Origin of the sequence: Mycobacterium sp. 852002-30065_SCH5024008 (assembly GCF_001665645.1) — a bacterium.
Taxonomy (GTDB): Bacteria; Actinomycetota; Actinomycetes; order Mycobacteriales; family Mycobacteriaceae; genus Mycobacterium; species Mycobacterium paraffinicum.
Window position 1 is genome coordinate 1 of record NZ_LZSZ01000087.1, and the last position, 22,400, is coordinate 22,400.

The 22,400-nt window shown below is 69.2% G+C and carries 19 protein-coding genes and 2 pseudogenes; 13 read left to right on the forward strand and 8 right to left on the reverse strand.

All coding sequences use genetic code 11. From position 1 onward, the window contains the following. Positions 1 to 33: 33 nt before the first annotated feature. From A5781_RS11280 to A5781_RS11290, 3 genes and pseudogenes are all read right to left on the reverse strand, one after another. Positions 34 to 402, reverse strand: a pseudogene (locus A5781_RS11280) (hypothetical protein); the annotation flags it as partial. 41 nt (positions 403 to 443) lie between these two features. Further along, the gene (locus A5781_RS11285) at positions 444 to 1,736 is read right to left on the reverse strand and encodes a primosomal protein (RefSeq protein ID WP_067205117.1); all 1,293 of its coding nucleotides are present in this window, start codon (positions 1,734 to 1,736) and stop codon (positions 444 to 446) included. Between the two features lie 42 nt (positions 1,737 to 1,778). Beyond that, a complete protein-coding gene (locus A5781_RS11290) occupies positions 1,779 to 2,597 on the reverse strand; it encodes an alkaline phosphatase family protein (RefSeq protein ID WP_067205123.1) in 819 nt (272 codons plus the stop codon). Between the two features lie 177 nt (positions 2,598 to 2,774). On the opposite strand from A5781_RS11290, the gene upp reads away from it, so the two are divergent. Further along, positions 2,775 to 3,398: a uracil phosphoribosyltransferase gene (upp, locus tag A5781_RS11295; protein ID WP_067205126.1), complete on the forward strand. Its 624-nt coding sequence runs from the start codon at positions 2,775 to 2,777 to the stop codon at positions 3,396 to 3,398. Between the two features lies 1 nt (position 3,399). Here upp and A5781_RS11300 read toward each other — a convergent pair whose 3' ends face one another. After that, a complete protein-coding gene (locus tag A5781_RS11300; protein ID WP_067205579.1) occupies positions 3,400 to 4,983 on the reverse strand; it encodes a phospho-sugar mutase in 1,584 nt (527 codons plus the stop codon). Between the two features lie 55 nt (positions 4,984 to 5,038). After that, positions 5,039 to 5,845 carry a purine-nucleoside phosphorylase gene (locus tag A5781_RS11305; protein ID WP_067205129.1) on the reverse strand — a complete coding sequence of 269 codons (807 nt, stop codon included), beginning with the start codon at positions 5,843 to 5,845 and terminating at the stop codon, positions 5,039 to 5,041. A gap of 56 nt (positions 5,846 to 5,901) precedes the next feature. Here A5781_RS11305 and A5781_RS11310 point away from each other — a divergent pair, with 56 nt between their 5' ends. The 3 genes from A5781_RS11310 to A5781_RS11320 are packed head-to-tail and all read left to right on the forward strand — an operon-like array spanning position 5,902 to position 8,960. Then, positions 5,902 to 6,567, forward strand: coding sequence for a cutinase family protein (locus A5781_RS11310; protein WP_067205132.1), 666 nt, complete (start codon positions 5,902 to 5,904; stop codon positions 6,565 to 6,567). A gap of 36 nt (positions 6,568 to 6,603) precedes the next feature. Beyond that, entirely contained in the window at positions 6,604 to 7,785 is a 1,182-nt protein-coding gene (locus A5781_RS11315) for a M20 family metallopeptidase (RefSeq protein WP_067205135.1), read from the forward strand. Beyond that, positions 7,782 to 8,960, forward strand: a complete 1,179-nt coding sequence (locus A5781_RS11320; protein ID WP_067205138.1) for an amidohydrolase — start codon at positions 7,782 to 7,784, stop codon at positions 8,958 to 8,960. The genes A5781_RS11315 and A5781_RS11320 overlap by 4 nt, the downstream gene beginning before the upstream one ends. Here A5781_RS11320 and A5781_RS11325 read toward each other — a convergent pair. Both A5781_RS11325 and A5781_RS11330 read right to left on the reverse strand, forming a co-directional pair. Continuing rightward, a complete protein-coding gene (locus tag A5781_RS11325; protein WP_067205582.1) occupies positions 8,957 to 9,775 on the reverse strand; it encodes an alpha/beta hydrolase in 819 nt (272 codons plus the stop codon). The two genes, A5781_RS11320 and A5781_RS11325, sit on opposite strands and share 4 nt — an antisense overlap. Before the next feature lie 89 nt (positions 9,776 to 9,864). Further along, entirely contained in the window at positions 9,865 to 10,344 is a 480-nt protein-coding gene (locus A5781_RS11330; protein ID WP_067205141.1) for a gamma-glutamylcyclotransferase, read from the reverse strand. Positions 10,345 to 10,447: 103 nt separating this feature from the next. Here A5781_RS11330 and A5781_RS11335 point away from each other — a divergent pair, with 103 nt between their 5' ends. The 3 genes from A5781_RS11335 to A5781_RS11345 all read left to right on the forward strand — a co-directional run bounded on the left by A5781_RS11335 (position 10,448) and on the right by A5781_RS11345 (position 14,570). Beyond that, positions 10,448 to 11,878: an NAD(P)H-quinone dehydrogenase gene (locus A5781_RS11335; RefSeq protein WP_067205144.1), complete on the forward strand. Its 1,431-nt coding sequence runs from the start codon at positions 10,448 to 10,450 to the stop codon at positions 11,876 to 11,878. A gap of 66 nt (positions 11,879 to 11,944) precedes the next feature. Continuing rightward, positions 11,945 to 13,702, forward strand: a complete 1,758-nt coding sequence (locus A5781_RS11340; RefSeq protein ID WP_067205147.1) for a glycerol-3-phosphate dehydrogenase/oxidase — start codon at positions 11,945 to 11,947, stop codon at positions 13,700 to 13,702. Positions 13,703 to 13,709: 7 nt separating this feature from the next. Further along, complete coding sequence (locus A5781_RS11345; protein ID WP_067205585.1) at positions 13,710 to 14,570, forward strand: pseudouridine synthase; 861 nt, start codon at positions 13,710 to 13,712, stop codon at positions 14,568 to 14,570. A gap of 39 nt (positions 14,571 to 14,609) precedes the next feature. Here A5781_RS11345 and A5781_RS11350 read toward each other — a convergent pair whose 3' ends face one another. Then, on the reverse strand, positions 14,610 to 17,423 hold the full coding sequence (locus A5781_RS11350) for a TIR domain-containing protein (protein WP_067205150.1): 2,814 nt from the start codon (positions 17,421 to 17,423) through the stop codon (positions 14,610 to 14,612). Positions 17,424 to 17,619: 196 nt separating this feature from the next. Here A5781_RS11350 and A5781_RS11355 point away from each other — a divergent pair, with 196 nt between their 5' ends. The 6 genes and pseudogenes from A5781_RS11355 (at position 17,620) to A5781_RS11375 (ending at position 22,329) form a co-directional block, all read left to right on the forward strand. Beyond that, on the forward strand, positions 17,620 to 18,759 hold the full coding sequence (locus tag A5781_RS11355; protein WP_082939302.1) for a zinc ribbon domain-containing protein: 1,140 nt from the start codon (positions 17,620 to 17,622) through the stop codon (positions 18,757 to 18,759). 134 nt (positions 18,760 to 18,893) lie between these two features. Continuing rightward, complete coding sequence (locus A5781_RS11360; RefSeq protein WP_156624561.1) at positions 18,894 to 19,493, forward strand: hypothetical protein; 600 nt, start codon at positions 18,894 to 18,896, stop codon at positions 19,491 to 19,493. A 138-nt stretch (positions 19,494 to 19,631) separates the two neighbouring features. Beyond that, the gene (locus tag A5781_RS11365; RefSeq protein ID WP_156624563.1) at positions 19,632 to 20,219 is read left to right on the forward strand and encodes a hypothetical protein; all 588 of its coding nucleotides are present in this window, start codon (positions 19,632 to 19,634) and stop codon (positions 20,217 to 20,219) included. Between the two features lie 211 nt (positions 20,220 to 20,430). After that, entirely contained in the window at positions 20,431 to 20,787 is a 357-nt protein-coding gene (locus A5781_RS11370) for a hypothetical protein (protein WP_067205166.1), read from the forward strand. A gap of 56 nt (positions 20,788 to 20,843) precedes the next feature. Further along, positions 20,844 to 20,966, forward strand: a pseudogene (locus tag A5781_RS26170) (MBL fold metallo-hydrolase); the annotation flags it as partial. A 223-nt stretch (positions 20,967 to 21,189) separates the two neighbouring features. Next, positions 21,190 to 22,329: a PPE family protein gene (locus A5781_RS11375; RefSeq protein ID WP_067205171.1), complete on the forward strand. Its 1,140-nt coding sequence runs from the start codon at positions 21,190 to 21,192 to the stop codon at positions 22,327 to 22,329. Positions 22,330 to 22,400: the final 71 nt, after the last annotated feature.

Consider the following 22,400-nt stretch of genomic DNA (forward strand, 5'->3'; position numbering starts at 1 on the left):
ATGCGATCGTCGGCAGCGTCAGATGTGTATAAGAGACAGTTGCTTGCCGGCCTCCTCGGCGGCCTTGAGCCGGTTCGGTGGGACGTCGGTTGCCCGCATGGACTGCGACATGTCGATGACCAGCACGATGACGGCCCGGTTGCGCGGGATGCGCATGTCGTGGGTCGGGGTGGCCAGCGCGATGGTCAGCAGGGCCAGGCTGAGCAGCGAGACGGCGATCGGGATGTGCCGCGTCGGCGACTGCGGCACGGTCGCCTCGGTGAACCGTCGCAGCCGGCGCCGGCGGCGAGCCTGGACCAGGACGTAGACCGCGAGCAGAGCCAGCGGGAGCAAACCGAACAACAGCATGCCCGGGCGTTGAAAGCCGTACAGCGGTAACGGGCCGATCCCGGGAAGCGACACCCGCCAGTAAAGAGGAGACTCGGGGGCCCGTCAAACGGGGGCTATTCGCGCCTGAGCCGCCCGTCGACGAATTGCTCCAAGTTCTCCCATTCCCGCACCGCCGCCGCGTACGGGGCCGAGGGCTTGCCGACCGAGCCGGGCTCGAGCACGTAGGCCACCAGCTTGCCCAGCGGGCGGCCGGTCTCCAGCGCCTTGTCGACCGTGCCCTCCTCCGAGTAGTCGCCGATGTCGCGGAGCAGTTCGACGGCCAGGTCCAGCTGGTCGCGGTCCACGGCGTCCGGTCCGTCGGCGATGTCGTCGGCCAGCCCGCTGAGCACGTAGATGTTGTCCTCGGTGACCTTGACTTCCAGCGAACCGTCGGTGGCGGCGGTTCGGATGTCGTCGTAGGTGCTCAGGTCGGCCAGGTCGTGGTCGTGCTCGTCGGCGAGGTAGCGGGCCAGCGCCCGCTCGGAGGTGAACACGCTGATGCGCCCGTTGCGGCCCAGGAAGATCGGGCGGTCGTCGAGGTAGCACCGCAGGGTGTAGAAGGTGCCCGAACTCGTCATGATCCGAACCGGATCGATACCCACCTGCTGCCAGAAATCCTCGTCGCTTCCCAGGATCACGGTGTCCACGGCCGCGCGGGGTTCCTCGGCGTCGGCCTCCACGGGCTCGTCGGCCTCGTCGTCGACGTCCTCGTCGGCGTCCTCGTCGGCCTCGGTGACGGCCTCGGTGTCGTCTGCTTCTTCTTCCTCGGGCTCTTCGGCCAGCTCGTCGGCGGCCTTGGCCGACAGCTTGGTGTCCACCTCGGGGGTGGTGACGATGTCTTCGATCGCGCTGAGCACGTCGTCCCAGCTGCGCCCGATGATCTCGCCGAGCGCGTTCCAGCGTTTGAGGCCGGCCTTGCCGCTGAAGTGGTCGATCCCGCCCGACACGGTGCCCAACGTGGGATTGCCGTTGAAGAACTTCGAGACCGCCGCGAGCTCGCACACCGACCCGATGGACGAGACGAGCGCCAGCGTGCGGGCCAGCCCGCTCACCGACTCCTCGGTCGGCTTCTCCGACACCAGCTCCTCGACCGTGACCAGATCGAACTGCTTGTCGGCGGCCGGTGAGAACTTGTGCGCGTGCGCCGCGCTCAGGTCCTTCCACGCCGGGTGGTCAACCAGGTCGTTGTCGGTGTCCGAGCGCACGAACGCGACCAGGTCGGCGACGGAGGAGAAGACATACAGGTCCTCGTCCTTGCCCAGGAACGCCTCCCACTCGTCGCCGGCGTCCCGCCAGCGGGGCGCCCACACGGTGTAGCGGTCACCGTCGGAGAGGCTCAGGCGAATGGGCACGAGGTCAGCAGCCATGCGGCACACAATAGCGACGGCCGGGGAAGGTGTCCGGCGCGGCTAGCCCCAGATATCGGTGATCGGTGGCGCGCTGGCCGCGTATCCGGTTTTGGGGAGGCCGTACATCTGCTCGATCGTGGACAGCACGTTGTAGTGGTTGATCTGTTCGCTGTAATTGCCGGGACGGACGTGCGCGCCGTAAAAGATCGTGGGGATCTGGTTTCGCGTCCCGCCGTCGTCCTCGTCGAACGTCACGATCAGCACGCTGTTGTTGGCCGCCGCCCAATTGGCGTAGCCCGACAGCTGGCGGTTCAGCCAGGCGTCCGCCTGAGCGATGGAGCCGTCGTGCATGTTGTTGTCGTTGTTGGGGATGACGAAGGACACGGTGGGCAGGCTGGCGTAGTTGCCCATCGGGAACGCGGAGAACGGCAGCGAGTTCGCCGGCGGCACGTTGGTGAAGTTGGCCCAGGGCACGTGTTTGCGCGCGTACTTGCCGGCGCTGCACGCCGGCGAGCCGACCGCGGGCAGGCCTTCGGCGAAGCCGACGAATGTGTGGCCCGCGGCCAGCAATTCGGAGCCCAGGTTGGGCGCGGCGCCGCCGTTGACCGGGCACTGGTCCGTGGTCACCCCGAAGGTGTTGCCGGCGAAGAGCGCCAGGTAATTCGGCTCGCTGGGGTGCGTTTCGGCGAACGACTGGACCATGTTGGCCCCACCCGCGGCCAGCGCGGTGATGAAGGGTGCCGACTTGTTGCCGATGATGCCGTTTTCGGAGCGGTTCTCCTCCACCACGATCACGATGTGCGCGGGTTGCGGAATGGCCGCTGCCACAAGGCCTATCCGCGGAGTCAGCGGGCTGGCCGCCAACGCGATCAAGGTCATCGCGCCGAGCAGCCCAAAGACTCGAAATGCCCTGCCCGTCAACCCTGTTGAACCCGTGATTCCGCTCAGCACTACGGGAGCATATGGGTCGACCCGGCGCGCCGCCTGTGGCGACGCGGGCGGCTTCAGCGGGGCGTTAGCGAAATGCGGCCGGATCGTTATATAAGGTCGAACACCGTGGAGGTGCGCGTTGTCGATCACCCGCTGGCGGTCGCCCGGCTGACGACGATGCGCGACGAACGCACCGACAACGAGGGTTTTCGGGCAGCGTTGCGGGATCTGACCGCCATGCTGATCTACGAGGCCACCCGGGACGCGCCCCGAGAGACCTTTCCGGTCCGCACGCCGCTGGCCGAGACGCAGGGAGTGCGGCTGGCCAAACCGCCCCTGCTGGTGCCGGTGCTGCGGGCCGGACTGGGCATGGTGGACCAGGCGCTCGCGCTCCTGCCGCAAGCCCGGGTCGGATTCGTCGGCGTGGCCCGCGACGAGGAAACCCATCGGGCGACTGGGTATTTCGAGTCGCTGCCCGACGAGCTGGCCGGTCTGCCGGTGTTCGTCATGGATCCGATGCTGGCCACCGGCGGGTCGTTGCAGTACACCGTCGGCCTGCTGCTGGAGCGCGGTGCGACCGACATCACGGTGTTGTGCGCGGTGGCCGCGCCCGAAGGCGTTGCCGCGCTTGAGAAGAAGGCGCCCGAGGCGCGCCTGTTCACCGTGGCGGTCGACGGCGGGCTCAACGAGAACGCCTACATCGTGCCGGGTCTCGGCGACGCGGGCGACCGTCAATACGGGCCGCGCTAACTCACCAGCTCTGCGCCGAGGACACCAGCTCGTCCCGCACCGCCCTGGCCCGCTGTCGGGCGTCATCCAGCTCGCCGGTCACCGCGCAGCGAACCTCGATGTAGCACTTCAGCTTCGGCTCCGTCCCGGAAGGCCGCACCACCAGCCTGACCGACGCGTCGTCGTCGCCGCCGGTGAAGATCAGCGCGTCGGCGATGTCGGTGACGGTCGCGGTGAACCCGGCCAGCGTCTCCGGTGGCGTCTCGCGCAGCCGCCGCATCAGCTCGGCGGCCTCGGCGGCGTCGGCGACGCGGCGCGACACCGCCGCGACGTCGTGCACGCCGTACCGCCGGGCGAGCTCGTCGAGCGCGTCGGAAACCGAACGGCCCCGGTCTTTGAGCGCGGCCACCAGATCGCACACCAGCACCGCGGCGCTGATGCCGTCCTTGTCGCGCACGGCGTCCGGGTCGACGCAGTGCCCGATCGCCTCCTCGTAGGCGTACACCAGCATGTCGCGCGGCAGGTCGGCATCGGCGCGCGCCAGCCACTTGAAGCCGGTGAGGGTTTCGACGTGGGTGGCCCCGTACCGGCGCGCGATGGCCGCCAGCATCCGTGATGACACCACGGTGCTGGCCACCACCGCCGCTCGGGGATCGGCGACCCGCGACAAGATGTAATCGCCCAGCAGCCAACCGGTTTCGTCCCCAGACAGCATGCGCCAGCCCGAGCCGGTGGGGACACCGACCGCGCATCGGTCGGCGTCGGGGTCGAGCGCGATCGCGACGTCGGCGGCGACCTCCGCGGCCAACGCGAGTAGCGCGTCCGTGGCGCCGGGCTCCTCGGGATTGGGGAAGGCGACGGTGGGAAAGTCGGGGTCCGGCGCGAACTGCGCTCCCACGGTGTGCACCTGCCCGAAGCCGGCGCGTTGCAACGCTTCCACGACCGCGGCACCCCCCACCCCGTGCAGCGGGGTCAGAGCCACCCGCACCGAACCGGTGCCGCGCCGCACCGCGGCGGCCCGCGCGATGTAGCGCTCGACCAAATCGGTGACGGCGGGTTGCACCGGAGCTCGGCGGATTTCGTCGGCCGGGGGAGCGGCGGCCATCGCGGCCTCGATCTCGCGGTCGGTGGGGGAGACGATCTGGATTCCGCCGTCCGTGTAGACCTTGTAGCCGTTGTCGGTCGGCGGGTTGTGCGAGGCGGTGATCTGTATCCCGGCGGCGGCGCCGGTGTGGCGTACGGCGAACGCGACCACCGGCGTCGGCACCGGCCCGGGCAGCAGCAGCACCGAGAAGCCCTGGGCAGCAAGCACTTCGGCGGTGACGGTGGCGAAAACGGCCGAGCCGTGCCGGGAGTCGCGCCCGACGATCACCGGCCTGCCGGCAAGGCCGCGCCCGTCGAGCACCCGCGCCACCGCCCAGGTGGCGCGCGACACCACCGCCACGTTCATGGCGTCGGGACCGGCGCGCACCGGACCACGCAGGCCGGCGGTGCCGAATGTGAGCGGGTGGGCAAAACGCGCGGCGAGCTCGTCGGGACCGCACGCCGCGAGTTCGGCGGCCGTCGCCGGGTCGGGATCGTGTGCGATCCACTCCGCCGCGGCGATCGCAAGCCCGGCGTGGCCGGGGGGCGCGGATCGCCGCCACTCCTCGGGCTTCATCTCAGAACCGGGCTACGACGTCGGCCAGCAGCGCGCCCATTCGGCTGGCGGACGCGGCGCCGGCGGCGAGCACTTCCGCGTGGCTCAGCGGCTCGCCGCTGATCCCGGCGGCCGCGTTGGTGACCAGCGACACCCCCAGCACCTCGGCGCCGGCCGCCCGGGCCGCGATGGTCTCGTGCACGGTCGACATGCCGACCAGATCGGCGCCCAGCGCCCGCAGCATGCGCACCTCGGCGGGGGTCTCGTAGTGCGGCCCCGGCAGGCCGGCGTAGACGCCCTGGGTGAGCCCGGGGTCGCCCTGGCGAGCGAGGTCCCGCAGCCGCGGCGCGTAGGCGTCGGTCAGGTCCACGAACTGCGGGCCGACCAACGGCGAACGCGCGGTCAGGTTGAGGTGGTCGCTGATCAGCACCGGCTGGCCCACCGCCAGGTCGGGCCGCAGGCCGCCGGCCGCGTTGGTGAGCACGACGATGCGCGCCCCGGCCGCGCAGGCCGCCCGCACCGGATGCACCACGTGGCACAGGTCGTGACCCTCGTAGGCGTGCACCCGACCGACCAGCACCAGCACCCGGCGCTCGCCGATGCGCGTCGAGATCAGCTCGCCGGTGTGCCCGACGGCGGTCGGTGGCGCGAACCCGGGCACGTCGGCCTGGGGCAGCACGGCGGTCGGGGAGCCGAGGGCGGCGACGGCCGGGCGCCATCCCGATCCGAGCACGATGGCGACGTCGTGCGCGGGCACGCCGGTGCGGTCAGCGATGACCTGCGCCGCCAGTCGCGCCAGTTCGGTGGGGTCGGACGCGGGGTCGCTCACAGTCGGGGAGCTTAGCGCCGCGACGGCCCGCGCCGGCATATGTGAAAATCTGCCGCATGAAACTTCGTAGGTGGCAGGTGGTCGGCCTGGCCGTCGCCGTTGCGGTGTCGCTGTTTTCGATCGCGGGCGGCCGGGTGCCGACGGCGCGGGCCGACGGATGCTCCGACGTTCAGCTCATCTTCGCCCGCGGCACCGCGGAGCCGCCCGGGCTCGGAGTCGCCGGAGACGCGCTGCTCGCCGCGCTGCAGCCCGCCCTCGGCTCGCGCAGCGTCGACGCGTACGCGGTGAACTACCCGGCCAGCTACAACTTCCTGCAGACCGCCGACGGTGCCAACGACGCCCGTGACCACATCGCGGAGATGGTCGACCAATGCCCGAAGACGAAGCTGGTGCTTGGCGGTTTCTCGCAGGGCGCCGCCGCGGTCTCGATGCTGGCGGGGGTGCCGCCGCTGGGCGAGCGCATCGGCAACTTCGGGTCGGCTCCGGCGCTGGATCCTGGCCTGGCCAACAAGGTGGCGGCGGTGGCGGTGTTCGGCAATCCCGGCAACCGGTTCAACACGCCCCTGTCCACCGCGGGCCAGTTCGCCGGCCGCGCCATCGACATCTGCGTTGCCGGTGATCCGGTGTGCGTGGTCGGCGGCCGGGACCGGGAGGCCCACCACGATTACGGTGTGCCGCCCTACCCCGGACAGGCGGCGGGATTCATCGCCGGACTGGTGTAACTGAGGCCGTGAAGGTCGCGGTGGGATACTGCGAGAATGCCCACCACCGCATTGGACAACGTCGAGGATGTCGTGCGGCGACGGGGCTCCGACCTGGTTGAGCTGTCCCACGCCATCCACGCCGAGCCCGAGCTGGCGTTCGCCGAGCATCGCAGCTGCGCCAAGGCCCAGGCGCTGGTCGCCGAACGCGGTTTCGAGATCACCGCGTCCGCGGGCGGTCTGGACACCGCCTTTCGCGCCGACTTCGGCAGCGGGCCGCTGACCGTCGGGGTGTGCGCCGAATACGACGCGCTGCCCGAGATCGGCCACGCCTGCGGCCACAACATCATCGCCGCATCGGCGGTGGGCACCGCGCTGGCGCTGGCCGACGTGGCCGACGACCTGGGCCTGCGGGTGGCGCTGATCGGTACCCCCGCCGAAGAGATGGGCGGCGGCAAGGCGCTGCTGCTGCAGGCCGGGGTTTTCGATGACGTCGCTGCGGCGGTGATGCTGCATCCCGGACCGGCCGACATCGCCGCGGCCCGCTCGCTGGCGCTGTCGGAAGCGACCGTGCACTACCGTGGCAAGGAATCTCACGCCGCCGTCGCGCCGCATCAGGGCATCAACGCCGCCGACGCCGTCACTGTCGCGCAGGTGGCCGTGGGGCTGTTGCGGCAGCAGCTGGCCCCCGGCCAGCTGGTGCACGGGATCGTCACCGATGGCGGCCAGGCGGTCAACGTCATCCCCGGGCACGCGACGCTGGAGTATGCGATGCGGGCGTTCGAGTCGGATTCGTTGAGACAGCTGGAGGGCAGGATGTACGCGTGCTTCGCCGCGGGTGCGCTGGCCACCGGCTGCGAGTACGAGATCGACAACCCGGCACCCCCCTACGACGAACTCAGGCCCGACGAATGGCTGGCCGACGTCTTCCGCGACGAGATGCACCGGCTCGGGCGCGAGCCGGTGGCCCGCGAGTTCGAGGCGGCGCTGCCCATGGGCAGCACCGACATGGGCAATGTGACGCACGTGCTGCCGGGGATCCATCCGGTGGTCGGGGTCGACGCCGGCGGCGCCACGGTGCACCAGCGCGCGTTCGCCACGGCCGCCGCCAGCCCGAGCGGGGACCGCGCCGTCGTGGAGGGTGCGATCATGCTGGCTCGCACGGTGGTTCAGCTGGCCCAGACGCCGGCCGAACGTGACCGCGTGCTGGCCGCGCGGGAACGGCGGGCGCACGCATGAGCCTCGCCGACGCCGCCTCCTCCTGGCTGGCCGTACACCACGACGACCTGGTCGAATGGCGCCGGCACATCCACCGCTACCCCGAGCTGGGCCGCCAGGAGTACGCCACCACCCAGTTCGTCGCCGAGCGGCTGGCCGATGCGGGGCTCAACCCCAAGGTGCTACCGGGCGGGACGGGACTGGTCTGCGATCTGGGGCCCGAACACGAGCCGCGCATCGCGCTGCGGGCCGACATGGACGCGCTGCCCATGGCCGAGCGGACCGGCGCGCCCTACACCTCCACGATGCCCAACGTCGCGCACGCCTGCGGCCACGACGCCCACACCGCGATCCTGCTCGGCACCGCGCTGACCCTGGCGTCGGTGCCGGAGCTGCCGGTCGGGGTGCGGCTGATCTTCCAGGCCGCCGAGGAGCTGATGCCCGGCGGCGCGATCGACGCCATCGCCGCGGGCGCGATCACCGGGGTGTCGCGGATCTTCGCCCTGCACTGCGACCCCCGGCTCGAGGTCGGCCAGATCGCGGTCCGGCACGGACCCATCACCTCGGCGGCCGACCAGATCGAGATCACCCTGCATTCCCCGGGCGGCCACACGTCCCGTCCGCACCTGACCGCCGACCTGGTCTACGGGCTCGGCACGCTGATCACCGGGCTGCCCGGCGTGTTGTCGCGCCGCATCGACCCGCGCAACGGCACCGTGCTGGTGTGGGGCGCGGTCAACGCGGGGGTGGCCGCCAACGCCATTCCGCAGAGCGGGGTGCTGGGCGGCACGGTCCGCACCGCCAGCCGGCAGACCTGGGTGGGCCTCGAGGAGATCATCCGCGAGACGGTGTCGGCGCTGCTGGCGCCGCTGGGCATCGACCACACGCTGCAATACCGGCGCGGCGTGCCGCCGGTGGTCAACGAGGACGTCTCGACCCGCATCCTCACCCACGCGATCGAGGCCATCGGCCCGGACGCGCTGGCCGACACCCGCCAGTCCGGCGGGGGCGAGGACTTCTCCTGGTACCTCGAGGAGATTCCCGGCGCGATGGCGCGCCTGGGCGTGTGGCCGGGCCAGGGGCCGCAGCTGGATTTGCACCAGCCGACGTTCGACCTCGACGAGCGCGCCCTGGCGATCGGGCTGCGCGTGATGGTCAACATCGTCGAGCAGGCGGCCGCGTTCTCGCTGCCCTAGCTCGTCGCACGCACGACGTGCCCGGCGATGTGTGCGTAGGTTCGCCGGGTGACGTCGGTCGCCGCGCTCATGATGTTGTAGCCGTGGTCGACGCCGGCCACCTCGTGGTACTCCGCCAATGCCCCTGCGGCGTCGAGCTTTTCGGCGTATCTACGGGCCTCGTCGCGAAGCCGGTCGTGTTCGGCCGTGACGACCAGTGCCGGTGCGATGCCCGCGATTCCGTCCGCGTTGTCACCCCAGGCGGGAGAGGCGAGGCGGTCGCGCCGCTGCGCCGGATCGGGTACATAGGCGGTGTCGAACACCTCGCCCATCCACGGTTTCATGACCGCCCGGTCGCCGGCGCTGGACAGCTTGTCGCGGGTGGGCGTCACGAGGTCAAGCGGCGCGTAATGCAGCACCTGCAACGCGATGCGTGGCCCGCCGTTCTCCAGCGCCTGCCGTGCCGCGGCGGCGCTGAGGTTGCCGCCGGCGCTCTGGCCCCCGACGCAGAGCCGGCTGCCGTCCCAGTCGCGGTCGGGGGCCGCCGCCCAGCACACGATGTCGTAGACCTGATGTGGCGCCGCGGGAAAGCGGTGACCCGGCGCCAGCACATAGTCCGGGTTGATCACCACGACGCCCGCGTTCGCGGCGAGGTATCGGCACCACGGATCGTCTTGTTCGGGGTGACCGACCACGAAGCCACCGCCGTGCACGTTGACGTAGACGGACGGGTTCGCCGTGCCGGCCGGCGGGTGGTAGACGGTTGCCGGTACGGGACCGTGCCGGGCAGGGATGGAGACCTCAGAGGTCTGGCTCCGGAATTCTGGAAACCGCACGGCGGCTTTCGGAGCCGGCCTGACCGTGGCGGCGAACGTGCGGGCCAGTGCGTCGGCGACGACTGGTGTGGAGAGAATCGACACGGGCCTTAGGAGCCGGTTCCCGGACCGATGTTGTGGGCCGGTCGAGTTCGCAGGTCGTGCACGTAATCGGCTGGCGCTCCCGCGATTTCGGCCGCATCGGCCATCACGCCCAGGTATCGCGCCGACGGCAGCCCGCCCTCCCAGGCGTCGAGCACATACAGCCATGCCAGCACGGGGTCGGTGCTGGTGTCCGACGAGATGCGCTCCACCCGGCAGCGGATCTTCTTGTGCACCCCGAACTCGGAGCCCTCCCACCGGTCGAGGTTGTTCTCGTCGGCCGGGGTCATGTCGTACAGGACGACGAACACCTTGGAATTCGGATCTTCGACGACGGTGGCCAGCGCGCCTTCCCAGCCGATGTCCTCGCCCCCGAACGTCAAGCGCCACCCGTGCAACCAGCCCGTTCCGGCCATCGGCGAATGGGGTGCGCGCTTGAGCATCTGCTCAGGATCCATGTTCGACCCGTAGGCGGCGTAGAGCGGCACGGGGAAAGCTTAGACGTCACGGGCACGAGCGGTCTTCTCCCGAGGGCTCTCGCGGCCGCGCCTCCACCTGCGGGCTGGCGGGTCACCCCGCTAGGTTGGGGCTGTGGCGACCCGCATCGTGATCCTCGGTGGAGGTCCGGCCGGTTACGAAGCCGCGCTGGTGGCCGCCACCTCACACCCCGACACCACCCACGTCACGGTGATCGACTCCGACGGGATCGGCGGCGCGGCCGTCCTGGACGACTGCGTGCCGTCCAAGACGTTCATCGCCTCGACCTGGCTGCGCACCGAGTTGCGCAGGGCACCGCGGCTCGGCTTCGACATCGACATCGACGACGCCAGGATCTCGCTGCCGCAGATTCATGCCCGGGTCAAACAACTCGCCACCGAGCAGTCGGCCGATATCACCGAACAGCTGCTCGGCATGGGCGTGCACGTGGTCGCCGGGCACGGCGAGCTGATCGACCCCACGCCAGGGCTGGCCTGCCACCGCATCAAGGCGACCCATTCCGGTCCGGGGTCCGAAGGCCCCGTCACCAGCGAGTACGAGGCCGACGTCGTGCTGATCGCGACGGGCGCCAGCCCGCGGGTCCTGCCGTCCGCGCAGCCCGACGGTGAGCGGATCCTGACCTGGCGGCAGCTCTACAACCTGGAGGCGCTGCCCGAACACCTCATCGTGGTCGGGTCGGGCGTCACCGGCGCCGAGTTCGTGCACGCCTACACCGAGCTGGGCGTACCCGTGACGGTGGTCGCCAGCCGGGACCGGGTATTGCCCTACGAGGACGCCGACGCCGCGTTGGTCCTGGAAGAGGCGTTTTCCGAGCGCGGCGTCGAGCTGGTCAAGAACGCCCGCGCCCAGTCGGTGACCCGCACCGACGGCGGCGTGCTGGTCACCCTGGCCGACGGGCGCACCGTCGAGGGCAGCCACGCCCTGATGACCATCGGGTCGGTCCCCAACACCGGCGGCCTCGGCCTGGACCGCGTCGGCATCGAGCTGGGCCGCGGCGGCTACCTGACCGTGGACCGGGTATCGCGGACCTCGGTGGCCGGCATCTATGCCGCCGGTGACTGCACCGGCCTGCTGCCGCTGGCCTCGGTGGCCGCCATGCAGGGCCGCATCGCGATGTATCACGCGCTGGGCGAGGGCGTCAGCCCGATCCGGTTGCGCACGGTGGCCGCAACGGTGTTCACCCGGCCGGAGATCGCGGCCGTCGGGGTGCCGCAAACGATGATCGACGACGGTTCGGTGTCGGCCCGCACGATCATGCTGCCGCTGCGCACCAACGCGCGGGCCAAGATGTCCGGGCTGCAACAGGGTTTCGTGAAGATGTTCTGCCGGAAGTCCACCGGCGTGGTGATCGGCGGCGTGGTGGTGGCCCCGATCGCCTCGGAACTGATCCTGCCGATCGCCGTGGCCGTCCAAAACCGCATCACGGTCAACGAGCTGGCGCAGACGCTCGCCGTTTACCCCTCGCTGTCCGGTTCGATCACCGAGGCCGCTCGTCGGCTGATGGCGCACGACGATCTCGACTAGCCTTGGTCCGACACCGTCCTACTGGCGAGTAACCGACAGGAGTTTCCCGGTGAGGAGTCCTCTGCCGTGAGCAACCCGATACAGGCGCCCCAAAGCACACAGACCTGGGCGGCTTCCACGTTGGGACCTCAGCAGCGCGCGCTGGCGTGGGAGCGACTCGGCGCCGAGCAGTTCGACGTCGTCGTCATCGGCGGCGGCGTGGTGGGCTCCGGTTGCGCGCTGGACGCCGCCACCCGCGGGCTCAAGGTGGCGCTGGTCGAGGCGCGCGATTTCGCGTCGGGCACCTCGAGTCGGTCGTCCAAGATGTTTCACGGCGGGTTGCGTTATCTGGAACAACTGGAGTTCGGGCTGGTGCGCGAGGCGCTTTACGAGCGGGAGCTGTCGCTGACCACCCTGGCGCCGCATCTGGTCAAGCCGATGCCGTTCTTGTTTCCACTGACCAATCGAGTGTGGGAACGGCCCTACGTCGCCGCGGGCATCTTCCTTTACGACCGGATGGGCGGCGCGAAATCCGTTCCGGCGCAAAGGCATCTGACCCGGGCCGGCGCGTTGCGGTTGAGCCCGGGGCTCAAGCGCAGCGCGTTGATCGGCGGAATCCGCTACTACGACACCGTCGTCGACGACGCCCGGCACACCATGACCGTCGCGCGCACCGCCGCCCACTACGGCGCGGTGGTGCGGACCTCCACCCAGGTGGTCGCGATGCTGCGCGAGGGCGACCGGGTGACCGGCGTGCGGGTTCGCGACTCCGAGAACGGCGCCGTCACCGAAGTCCGCGGCCACGTCGTGGTCAATGCGACCGGGGTGTGGACCGACGAGATTCAGGCATTGTCCAAGCAGCGCGGGCGATTTCAGGTGCGCGCGTCCAAGGGCGTGCACGTGGTGGTGCCGCGCGACCGTATCGTCAGCGACGTCGCGATCATCCTGCGCACCGAGAAATCGGTGATGTTCGTCATCCCGTGGGGCACGCACTGGATCATCGGCACGACCGACACCGACTGGAACCTGGACCTGGCCCACCCCGCGGCCACCAAGGCCGACATCGACTACATCCTGCAGACGGTCAACACCGTGCTCGCCATTCCGCTGACCCATGCCGACATCGACGGCGTGTACGCCGGGCTGCGGCCGCTGCTGGCCGGGGAGAGCGAGGAGACCTCCAAACTGTCGCGCGAGCACGCCGTGGCGGTGCCCGCGCCGGGATTGGTGGCCATCGCCGGCGGCAAGTACACCACCTATCGGGTGATGGCCGCCGATGCGATCGACGCCGCGGCCCAGTTCGTCCCGGCCCGCGTGGCGCCCTCGATCACCGAGAAGGTCAGCCTGCTGGGCGCCGACGGTTACTTCGCCCTGGTGAATCAGGCCGAACACGTTGCGGCGCTGCAAGGTTTGCATCCGTACCGGGTGCGGCATCTGCTGGATCGCTACGGTTCGCTGATCGGCGACGTGCTGGGTCAGGCGGCCGGAAACGCCGACCTGCTCAGCCCGATCAAGGAGGCGCCGGGCTACCTGAAGGTGGAGGCCCTGTACGCAGTCATCGCCGAGGGGGCGCTGCATCTCGAGGACATCCTGGCACGCCGGATGCGCATCTCCATCGAGTACTCGCACCGCGGCGTGGACTGCGCCCGTGAGGTCGCCGAGGTGGTCGCGCCCGTGCTGGGGTGGAGTGGCGCGGACGTCGAGCGTGAGGTGGCGAACTACTCCGCGCGGGTGGAGGCCGAGATCTTGTCGCAGGCCCAGCCCGACGACGTGTCGGCGGACGAGCTGCGGGCCAGTGCCCCGGAGGCGCGCGCCGAGATCCTCGAGCCGGTGCCTTTGAATTGAGCGTGTGGTGAGGCCGGCGCCGCTGCCGGTGCGCGACGGGCTCGGCCCGGCGCGGGTGCGGCTGCGCGGTGGACCGGTCCTGGCCGAGCTGACCGAGCGGTTCGGCGCCCCCGCGCGGTCGAAAGTGCTGGCCGGGGAGGTGGTCGACGCCGACGGTGCGGTGGTCGACGAGGCCACGGCGCTGCCCGCCGGCGCACACGTGTTTCTGTACCGGGAGCTGCCTCATGAAGTTCCGGTGCCGTTCGACATCCCGGTCTTGCATCGCGATGCGGACATCGTGGTGGTCGACAAACCGCACTTCCTGGCCACCATGCCCCGCGGCAGGCACGTGGCGCAGACGGCGCTGGTGCGGCTGCGCCGGGAACTGAGCCTGCCGGAGTTGAGCCCGGCGCATCGGCTCGACCGGTTGACCGCCGGGGTGTTGCTGTTCACCGCGCGCCGCGAGATGCGCGGTGCATACCAGACGCTGTTCTCGCGGGGGTTGGTGCGCAAGACGTATCTGGCGCGCGCCGGCGTGGATCCGGCACTGGTGTTGCCGCGCGTGGTGCGCAGCCGGATCGTCAAGCGGCGCGGGGTTTTGCAGGCTGTCTGCGAACCCGGAGCGCCCAACGCGGAGACGCTGGTGGAACTTGTCTCCCCGGACGGCCTGTACCGGCTGACCCCGCGCACCGGGCGCACCCACCAGCTGCGCGTGCACATGGCCGCCCTCGGCGTGCCGATCGACGGAGACCCGTTGTACCCCAACATCATTGACGTGCCGGCCGACGACTTCAGCACTCCGCTGCGGCTGCTGGCGCAGCGCCTCGAGTTCGACGATCCGGTGACCGGTGCCCGGCGGGAATTCGTCAGCCGGCGATCGCTGGGCTGATTTCGTCGGAGGCCGGTGGCGCCCAGGCGCTAAAGCTCCTTACCGGGTTGGGTTATCGGGTGGGACCGGGAGGCCGGGGCAGACCGCGATGTAGGGGATGTTTGGTGATACCCACTCTTTCCACTGCTGGTGGCTCATGTTCGCGGTGAGCTTGTTGCATAACAGCGCGGGCCACGCCGCCGGGGATGGTGCGGGCCACAGCCGCAGTGTCTTGTCGTCGCTTCCGGAGACGAAGCGCTGCCCGTCGGGGCTGAACGCCACACTGTTCACCGTGTCGGTGTGGCCGGTCAGCGGCGCGCCGATGGGCTGGCCGGTGCTGGCGTCCCACACCCGCACGGTCTTGTCGTTGCTGCCGGAGACGATGCGCTTCCCGTCGGGGCTGAACGCCACACCGAACACCCCGTCGGTGTGGCCGGTCAGCGGCGCGCCGATGGGCCGGCCGGTGGCGGCGTCCCACAACCGCAGCGTCGGATCCCAACTGCCGGAGACGATGCGTTTCCCGTCGGGGCTGAACGCCACACTCGTCACCGTTTCGGTGTGGCCGGTGAGCGGCGCGCCGATGGGCTGGCCGGTGGCGGCGTCCCACAACCGCAGGGTCTTATCCCGACTGCCGGAGACGATGCGTTTCCCGTCGGGGCTGAACGCCACACCGTACACCGCGTCGGTGTGGCCGGTCAGTGGGGCGCCGATGGGCTGGCCCGTGTCGGCGTCCCACAACCGCACCGTCTTATCCGAACTGCCGGAGACGATGCGTTTCCCATCGGGGCTGAACGCCACACTCCACACCAAGTCGGTGTGGCCGGTCAGCGGCGCGCCGATCGGCTCGCCGCTGACCGAGTCCCACAGCCGCAGCGTCTTGTCGGCGCTGCCGGAGACGATGCGCTTGCCGTCCGGGCTGAACGCCACACTGCGCACCCAGGCGGTGTGACCGATGAACGGGGCGCCGAGGGGCTGGCCGGTGAACGAGTCCCACAGCCGCAGCGTCTTGTCGGCGCTGCCGGAGACGATGCGCCGCCCGTCGGGGCTGAACGCCACCTCGAGCACCCTGCCGGTGCGGGCGGCCATGGATTGGTCCGCGGCTGGGTCCCATACCCGCAGCGTCGCGTCGCGGCTGCCGGAGACGATGCGCTGCCCGTCGGGGCTGAACGCCACACCGTACGCCGCGTCGGTGTGGCCGGTCAGCGGGGCGCCGAGGGGCTGGCCGCTGGCCGCGTCCCAGATTCGCAGCGTCTTGTCGTCGCTGCCGGAGACGATGCGCTGCCCGTCGGGGCTGAATGCCAGGCTTTCAACCGTGCCGGTGTGGCCGGTCAGCGGGTCGCCGAGGGGCGCGCCGGTGCGGGCGTCCCACACCCGCACCGTGGTGTCGTCGCTGCCGGAGCTGATCCGCTTGCCGTCGGGGCTGAATGCCACGCTTTCCACCCAGTCGGTGTGGCCGGTGATCGGGGAGCCGAAGGGCTCGCCGGTGGCAGCGTCCCACAGCCGCAGCGTCTTGTCGGCGCTGCCGGAGACGACGCGCCGCCCGTCGGGGCTGAACGCCACACTGGTTACCGTGCCCTTATGGCCGGTCAGCGGGGCGCCGATCGGCTGGCCGGTGCCGGCGTCCCACAGCCGCAGCGTCTTGTCGGCGCTGCCGGAGACGACGCGCCGCCCGTCGGGGCTGAACGCCACACTCCACACCGTGTCGGTGTGGCCGGTCAGCGGAGCGCCGATCGGCTGGCCGGTGTCGGCATCCCACAACCGCACCGTGGTGTCGGCGCTGCCGGAGACGATGCGCCGCCCGTTTGGGCTGAACGCCACACTGCGCACCGTGTCGGTGTGGCCGGTCAGCGGGGCGCCGATCGGCTGGCCGGTGTCGGCGTCCCACAGCCGCAGCGTCTTGTCGCGGCTGCCGGAGACGATGCGCCGCCCATCCGGGCTAACCGCCACACTGTTCACCACGTCGGCTGTCTGGATGATCTTGACGGTGCTCCGCCGCGCGATTACTCCGGTGAAGAGCGCACCGTTGTCGGCGTTCGGCGAGATGCGCGGAGCGGCCAGGATCTGCTGCAGCGCCCGCACATCACCTCCACCCTCGACACCGGCGAGCATGGCCTGCCCTTGCCAGGCCAACGTCAGGGCGACTCGTTCGCGTCCGGTTCGCTGTGTTCCTTCTTGTTGTTTCACGATTGCGATTGACGCCGCTACCACCGCGAGGATGGTAAGGAGAGCGAGGCCCGCGATCCCGACTCGACGAACGCGCCGGAAGCGCCGCTGTTCCCGCACATCGTCGCTGGCCAGCTCATGCTTGGATTTCCCGTGGATGGGCGCGGCCAGCTCGGTAACCTTGTCGCGGAACGCGGGTGCATACGCATCCCACGGCGCGTCGCCGCTGACATCGACGCAGAGCGGTTCGGCGGCCAGCACCCCGGGCTCCGTCAGAACCGGTAACGCGACATCCGATCGGTCGGGATCAAACCGCCGGGTTTCTTCGTCCCAGTGCAGCTGCCCCTCGGCCACCACAATCAACAGCTGCTCCGGTCCACGCCGTTGCAGCCAGTAGCCGACCTCCTGGTCGACCCGATGCGAGACCGCCGCTTGCGGGGACAGCAGCACAACCAGATAGCGGGAGCGATCCATCGCATTGGCGACCTTGCCCCACAGGCTGGGATTGGCGTCCAGGTCGGTGGTATCGCGAAGCACCCGCAGCGCCTTCAACTGCCCCACCCGACGACCGATGCGATGCAAGCCCTTCTGAATCCCGGCAGCGACGTTCCCATCTTTGTGGCTGTAGGACAGAAAGGCGTCGTAGGCGAACGAAGGTCGCCGAGCCTGGGTTGGCGGCGGCTCCGCACGTAGTGCGCTGTCGGTGGACATTCGGACCCCCAATTTCGACGGGCTGCTTCCGCATCGTCAATCAGGCGAGCCAACAGACAACAGGGGCTTTCGTCCCGAAACGGGTGGTCGAAGTCCCGTCGGGGACTTTGGTCTCTTGTAGTGGGTGTATCGAGGTGTTCGGATCAGCAGGAGTTGATGCTGGCAGACCGATTTCCGCGCTAGTCCGGAGGACGTGATGGAGTGCCCGAACTGCTCGACACCGCATTCAGATGCTGCCCGCTTTTGTGCCCGTTGCGGCACGCCGCTGCATCCCGGCATCGATCGCGCTCAACATTTTGCTGCCGTCCCCGATGAGCCGGTGCGCGCGCTGGCGGTGATGAGCACACTAATGCCGCATTTGGCGGCTGGTCGTCAAAGCGCGTACCGCAATGCCGTCGCGCTGGCGCTGTTGGCGGCGCTGGTGGCCGCCGCGTTCGGGGTGCTCTCGATTTCGCTGGTGTTGGCGGCGGTGGCATTGCCGGCGGTCGTGCTCGCCTACATCCACGACCACAATGTGTGGCGTGATGAACCGATCACCGTGGTCGGCGTGGGTTTTTTGCTCTCGCTGCTGCTGGGTGTGGGTGTGGGTGTGTTGGAGGACCAGTTCACCAAGGGGGTCGTGCTGCTCGTGCCGGTCCACCGACTGCCTTCGGCGAGCCGGATCCTTGAACTCGGTGTGCTGGTGCCGGTGGTCGGCTTTGTTGCGGTGTTGATCGCGCCGATGCTGATCACCGCCCGGGCGGCGTTTCGCCATCCCATCGATGCCCTGATTACCTGCTCGTTGAGCGGTGCGGCGTTGTCGCTGGGCTTGAGCATCGTCGTCCAGCGCGGCGCGTTCACCCACATCGATCCGGCCGCCGGGGACCCGGCGCACGTGGCTTTCATCGCGCTGACGCTGGGATTTTTGCAGCCCATCGTGTTCGCTACCGCTGCGGCGGGCACGGTGATCCGGCTGCGCGAGGCCACCGGAAAGCCCCTTGTCGGTGTGGCACAAGGATTGACGCTGATCGTGCTCTACGAGCTTGCCACCACCTTGCTGGAGCCGTACGGCACCCGAGGCATCGTGCTGACCACGGTGGTAGCGCTGGTGCTGGCCGCGGCGGGACTGATCGCAGCGCGCAACGAGCTGCATCGAGGCCTGCTCGCTGAAGCCGAAGAAGCCCTCAGCGGGGACAAGGCCCTGGCGCATCCGGCTGTCGCCGAACAGGTCTGCGCGCATTGCGGGGCCGCGATGGTGCCCGGTGCTGCGTTCTGCCAGGTATGCGGAACCGCCAGCGCCGCACTGGCTCACGATGCCCGGCCTCCCTCACCTGCCGGCGGTAAGCCGGTGGCCTGACCGCGCCATATCGACACCGAGGAGAAACGATGTCGTCTGCTGCACCGCCGCCGTCCGAACAGACCCCACCGCAGCCGAGCTACCCCGCGACCGGGGGACGCGTGGGGCACCGATGGGGGCCCGGGGTGATCGCCGTGATCATCACCGTGGTCGTCCTCATCGCCGCGGGCCTCACAGCGTTGTTCGTGTTCCCACCAAGACACGCCACGCCGACGACCAAACCAACCCCGACCTCCATGGCGGACGGCCGGCGCGCACCCGCCGCGCCTGCCCTGGTGGCCAAAGACGCGATCAGCCTCGACGACGTCTCGATCACCCCCGCCCCCGGCTGGAAGGTCGTACTCCGAGAAAATAACTTCTCCGTGGTTCTGGGCAGCAACGGGAGAGAGTTCATGCACGTCAAAGTGCAACAGACAACTGCCGACGACGTCGCACCGATATTTCTCGGGTGGACCAGAAGCCCGAAAAACATATTCCATTTGACGAGCGTTGAGGTCGAGCAGGCCTCCAAGCCGGAGAAGTTGAACAGCTCCCACTTCCAGCAGGCGCAGTACGCCCGCTACAGCGGTGATCTGTCAACCCAGCAGGGCACGATCACGGTGTATGGGGTGCTCGGGGCGCTGCTGAACACCTCCACCGGAGAGGCGGCCTTCATCAATCTGTTCACCCCCGGCTCAGACCTACGCGACGCAGCCTGGCCGGACGCCGAAACCATGATCAGCTCAATGCTCTGACGGTGCCCGCGCCATCGACGCCGAGGAGAAATGATGTCATCAGCTGCACCGCCGCCGCGCGAACAGGCCCCACCGCCGCCGAGCTACCCCGCGGACGGGGGGCGCGTGGGGTACCGATGGGGGCCCGGGGTGATCGCCGTGATCATCACCGTGGTCGTCCTCATCGCCGCCGGCGTGACGGCGTGGTTCGTGTTCCCGCCCAAACATCACATCCTGACGAGCGAACCGGCCCCGGCCTCCACGGCGTACGGCCCGCCTGTGTCCGCAGCCCTCGTGGCCAAAGCCGCGGTCAGCTTCGATGACGTCTCGATCACCCCCGCCCCCAACTGGATGGCCATAAAGCAAGACAACGGCTCCGTGATTCTGAACAACGACGACGACACCGCGTACATGCTGGTCGTGGTCCAAACAACGATTGCCAAAGACGTCACGCAGGTACTTCCCGGGTTTATCGGATCGGCGACGAAACCTTTGACCAACGTTAAGGTCGAGCCGGCCTCCAAGCCGGAGAACTTGAACGGCTCCCATTTCCAGCAGGCGCAGTACGCCCGCTTCAGCGGCAATCTGTCAGAACAGCACGGCACGACGACGTTGTACGGAATCGCCGGCGCGCTGCTGAACACCTCCACCGGAGAGGCGGCCCTCATCAATCTGTACACGACCGGCTCAGATCTTCGCGACGCGAACTGGCCCGACGCCAAAGTCATGATCAACTCAATGCTCTGAGACTCATTTCTCTGGCCTCGACGCCTCAACCGGGAACGGAGGAAAACGCTTCACGCTGACGAAGGCCTAGGCCGGGCGACCTAGAGCGGTGCCTTTCTGGGATCGGTAGCGGACCGCTCGGTGTCTGCTGACTCGCGTAGTCCACTTCCCCGGTGACGGGGTCGGCGCGAGCGGATACTGATCCCGGAGCGTCGAGGAAAGGCGCGAGGCAATGTCGAACAATCACAAGGTCAGGAAGGTCATTACCGGGGTGCTGCTGTCCGGCGGCGTGGCGGTGGCGGGTCTGGGCCTGGCCGCGGGCACCGCCGAGGCGGAGCGCGGTATTGCACCGCAAGTGATCGGCCCCTTGCCCCTGGACAACTTCACGGTCCCGCACGACTGGTGCCCGGGGCAACCGTTGCCGATGCCCGATGTCCGTTGGGATATGGGCGTGTGCCACCACTGGTACTGGGTCCCCGTCGGCGGGATGGGCAACGTTGGCCAGTTCGTGTGGGAGGGCGACGCTCCCCGCCGGCCGCTAGGTCCGCCGCCTTGCTACGGAGCACCCATCTGCTTGCCCGGCCTGTAGTGGAAATCTTCCGGGCCGCGTGAGCAGTCCGCGATCGGGTAGCCCGCGGCTATGCGGTGCATTTCGACGACTATCGCGTCTTCGCTTCACCGCTGGCCGACTTCACGCGCGAGATGCAGCGCCGCGGCATCGCCGATCGGATCATCGAGGTGCCCCGCGTCGCGTCGGTGACCGTCTAGAGCGTCCGTCGGCGGTCCCCCGTTAGCATTCTTCGAGGCGCCGACCCCGGCTAATACTTTGGATACCCTAAGGTCGCCGGTATATCGTTCTCACGGTCCGGAACTCGACGGGAAGGGAGCGGGCGGCGCCCTGGGGGGTGAATGCGTAATGTTTCCGGGCTCTTTGCAACTTGGTAATCGAAAATTTCCGGCTGCGTACCCGGCGTAGACAAGGTGAGATGTGATGGACTTATTCGCGCCACCCGAGGTCACCTCGACGCTCATCCATTCCGGTCCCGGGGCGGGTTCGCTGATCGAGGCGGCTGGCGCGTGGCAGAATCTGGGCGTCGAGTTGGAAAACTCGGTTGCCGTGTATGCGTCCGCGTTGTCGTCGTTGATCGATTCGTGGGACGGCCCATCCTCGATGGCGATGCTGCAGGCCGTACAGCCCTACCTCATCTGGCTGCGCACCACCGCGCAGCAGGCCCAGCAAATGGCCACCTCGGCAGAGTCCGCCGCGGTGGCGTTCACCGCCGTCCGCTCGGCGGTGGTGCACCCCTCCGTCGTCGCCGCCAACCGGACGCAGCTGGCGCAGTTGCTGGCCACCAACCGGTTCGGGCAGAACACCGCGGCAATCGCGGCGACCCAGGACGAATACCAGACCATGTGGGCGAACAATTCCGCGGCGATGACCCGATATCAGGCGGCGTCGTCACAAGCGACCACGTCGTTGTCGCAATTCAATTCGCCGCTCGCCATCACGAATCCGGCGGGGACGCTCAACCAACAGGGAGTGGTGTCCAACGCCCTGCTCAACTCCACGGCCTCCAGCACAGGGAACGTCATCGACTCGCTCGGCGTCACCCCCTTCGACCCCAACGCCGGCTGGTTCAGCTATTTCAGCACCTGGGGTAACCAGTTCATCTCGTCCGGGTTCCCCGTCAACCTGCTCAGCTACCTGGCGCAGAACACCTCGGCCCAGGCGCTGCAAGGCGTGGGCAGCGACATCGGCCTGGGGCTCTCGGAGGGCGAGGGAGCGCTCGCGTCGTCGGTGACCAGGCTGGCCAGCGCCTTGCAAGCCGCACCCGGGGGAGCGGCCGCGGCGGCGACGGGGGTCGGGGTTTCGCTGGGCAAGCTGACCGCCCCGCCCGCGGTGGTGGGCCTGCTACCGGCGACGCAGACGCCGGTGCAACTCGCATCGTCGGTGTCGCCCCTGCCCGCCGACGCCGGGCTCACCGGCATGCCGGTCATGCCCATGATGGCGCCGGCCACCAACTCGGCGGGCAGCGGTTGGCGCAAGCGGAAGCAACAGAAGTTTGAGGACCTTGAATACGGGGCGGAACTCCCGAAGAAGGTGATTCACCGACCGCCAAGCGGGGGATGAGAGCCGATGACGCCTCCCCACTCCGGAAGTCGATTCTCGCCGCCGGATAGGTTAATCGCGGCGCAAATATC

Bases quoted from the DNA above. Each gene is read 5' to 3' on its own strand.
- A5781_RS11285 (WP_067205117.1), bottom strand. From the start codon at position 1,736: ATGGCTGCTGACCTCGTGCCCATTCGCCTGAGCCTCTCCGACGGTGAC.
- A5781_RS11290 (WP_067205123.1), bottom strand. From the start codon at position 2,597: ATGACCTTGATCGCGTTGGCGGCCAGCCCGCTGACTCCGCGGATAGGC.
- A5781_RS11310 (WP_067205132.1), top strand. From the start codon at position 5,902: ATGAAACTTCGTAGGTGGCAGGTGGTCGGCCTGGCCGTCGCCGTTGCG.
- A5781_RS11315 (WP_067205135.1), top strand. From the start codon at position 6,604: ATGCCCACCACCGCATTGGACAACGTCGAGGATGTCGTGCGGCGACGG.
- A5781_RS11320 (WP_067205138.1), top strand. From the start codon at position 7,782: ATGAGCCTCGCCGACGCCGCCTCCTCCTGGCTGGCCGTACACCACGAC.
- A5781_RS11350 (WP_067205150.1), bottom strand. From the start codon at position 17,423: ATGTCCACCGACAGCGCACTACGTGCGGAGCCGCCGCCAACCCAGGCT.
- A5781_RS11355 (WP_082939302.1), top strand. From the start codon at position 17,620: ATGGAGTGCCCGAACTGCTCGACACCGCATTCAGATGCTGCCCGCTTT.
- A5781_RS11370 (WP_067205166.1), top strand. From the start codon at position 20,431: ATGTCGAACAATCACAAGGTCAGGAAGGTCATTACCGGGGTGCTGCTG.
- A5781_RS11375 (WP_067205171.1), top strand. From the start codon at position 21,190: ATGGACTTATTCGCGCCACCCGAGGTCACCTCGACGCTCATCCATTCC.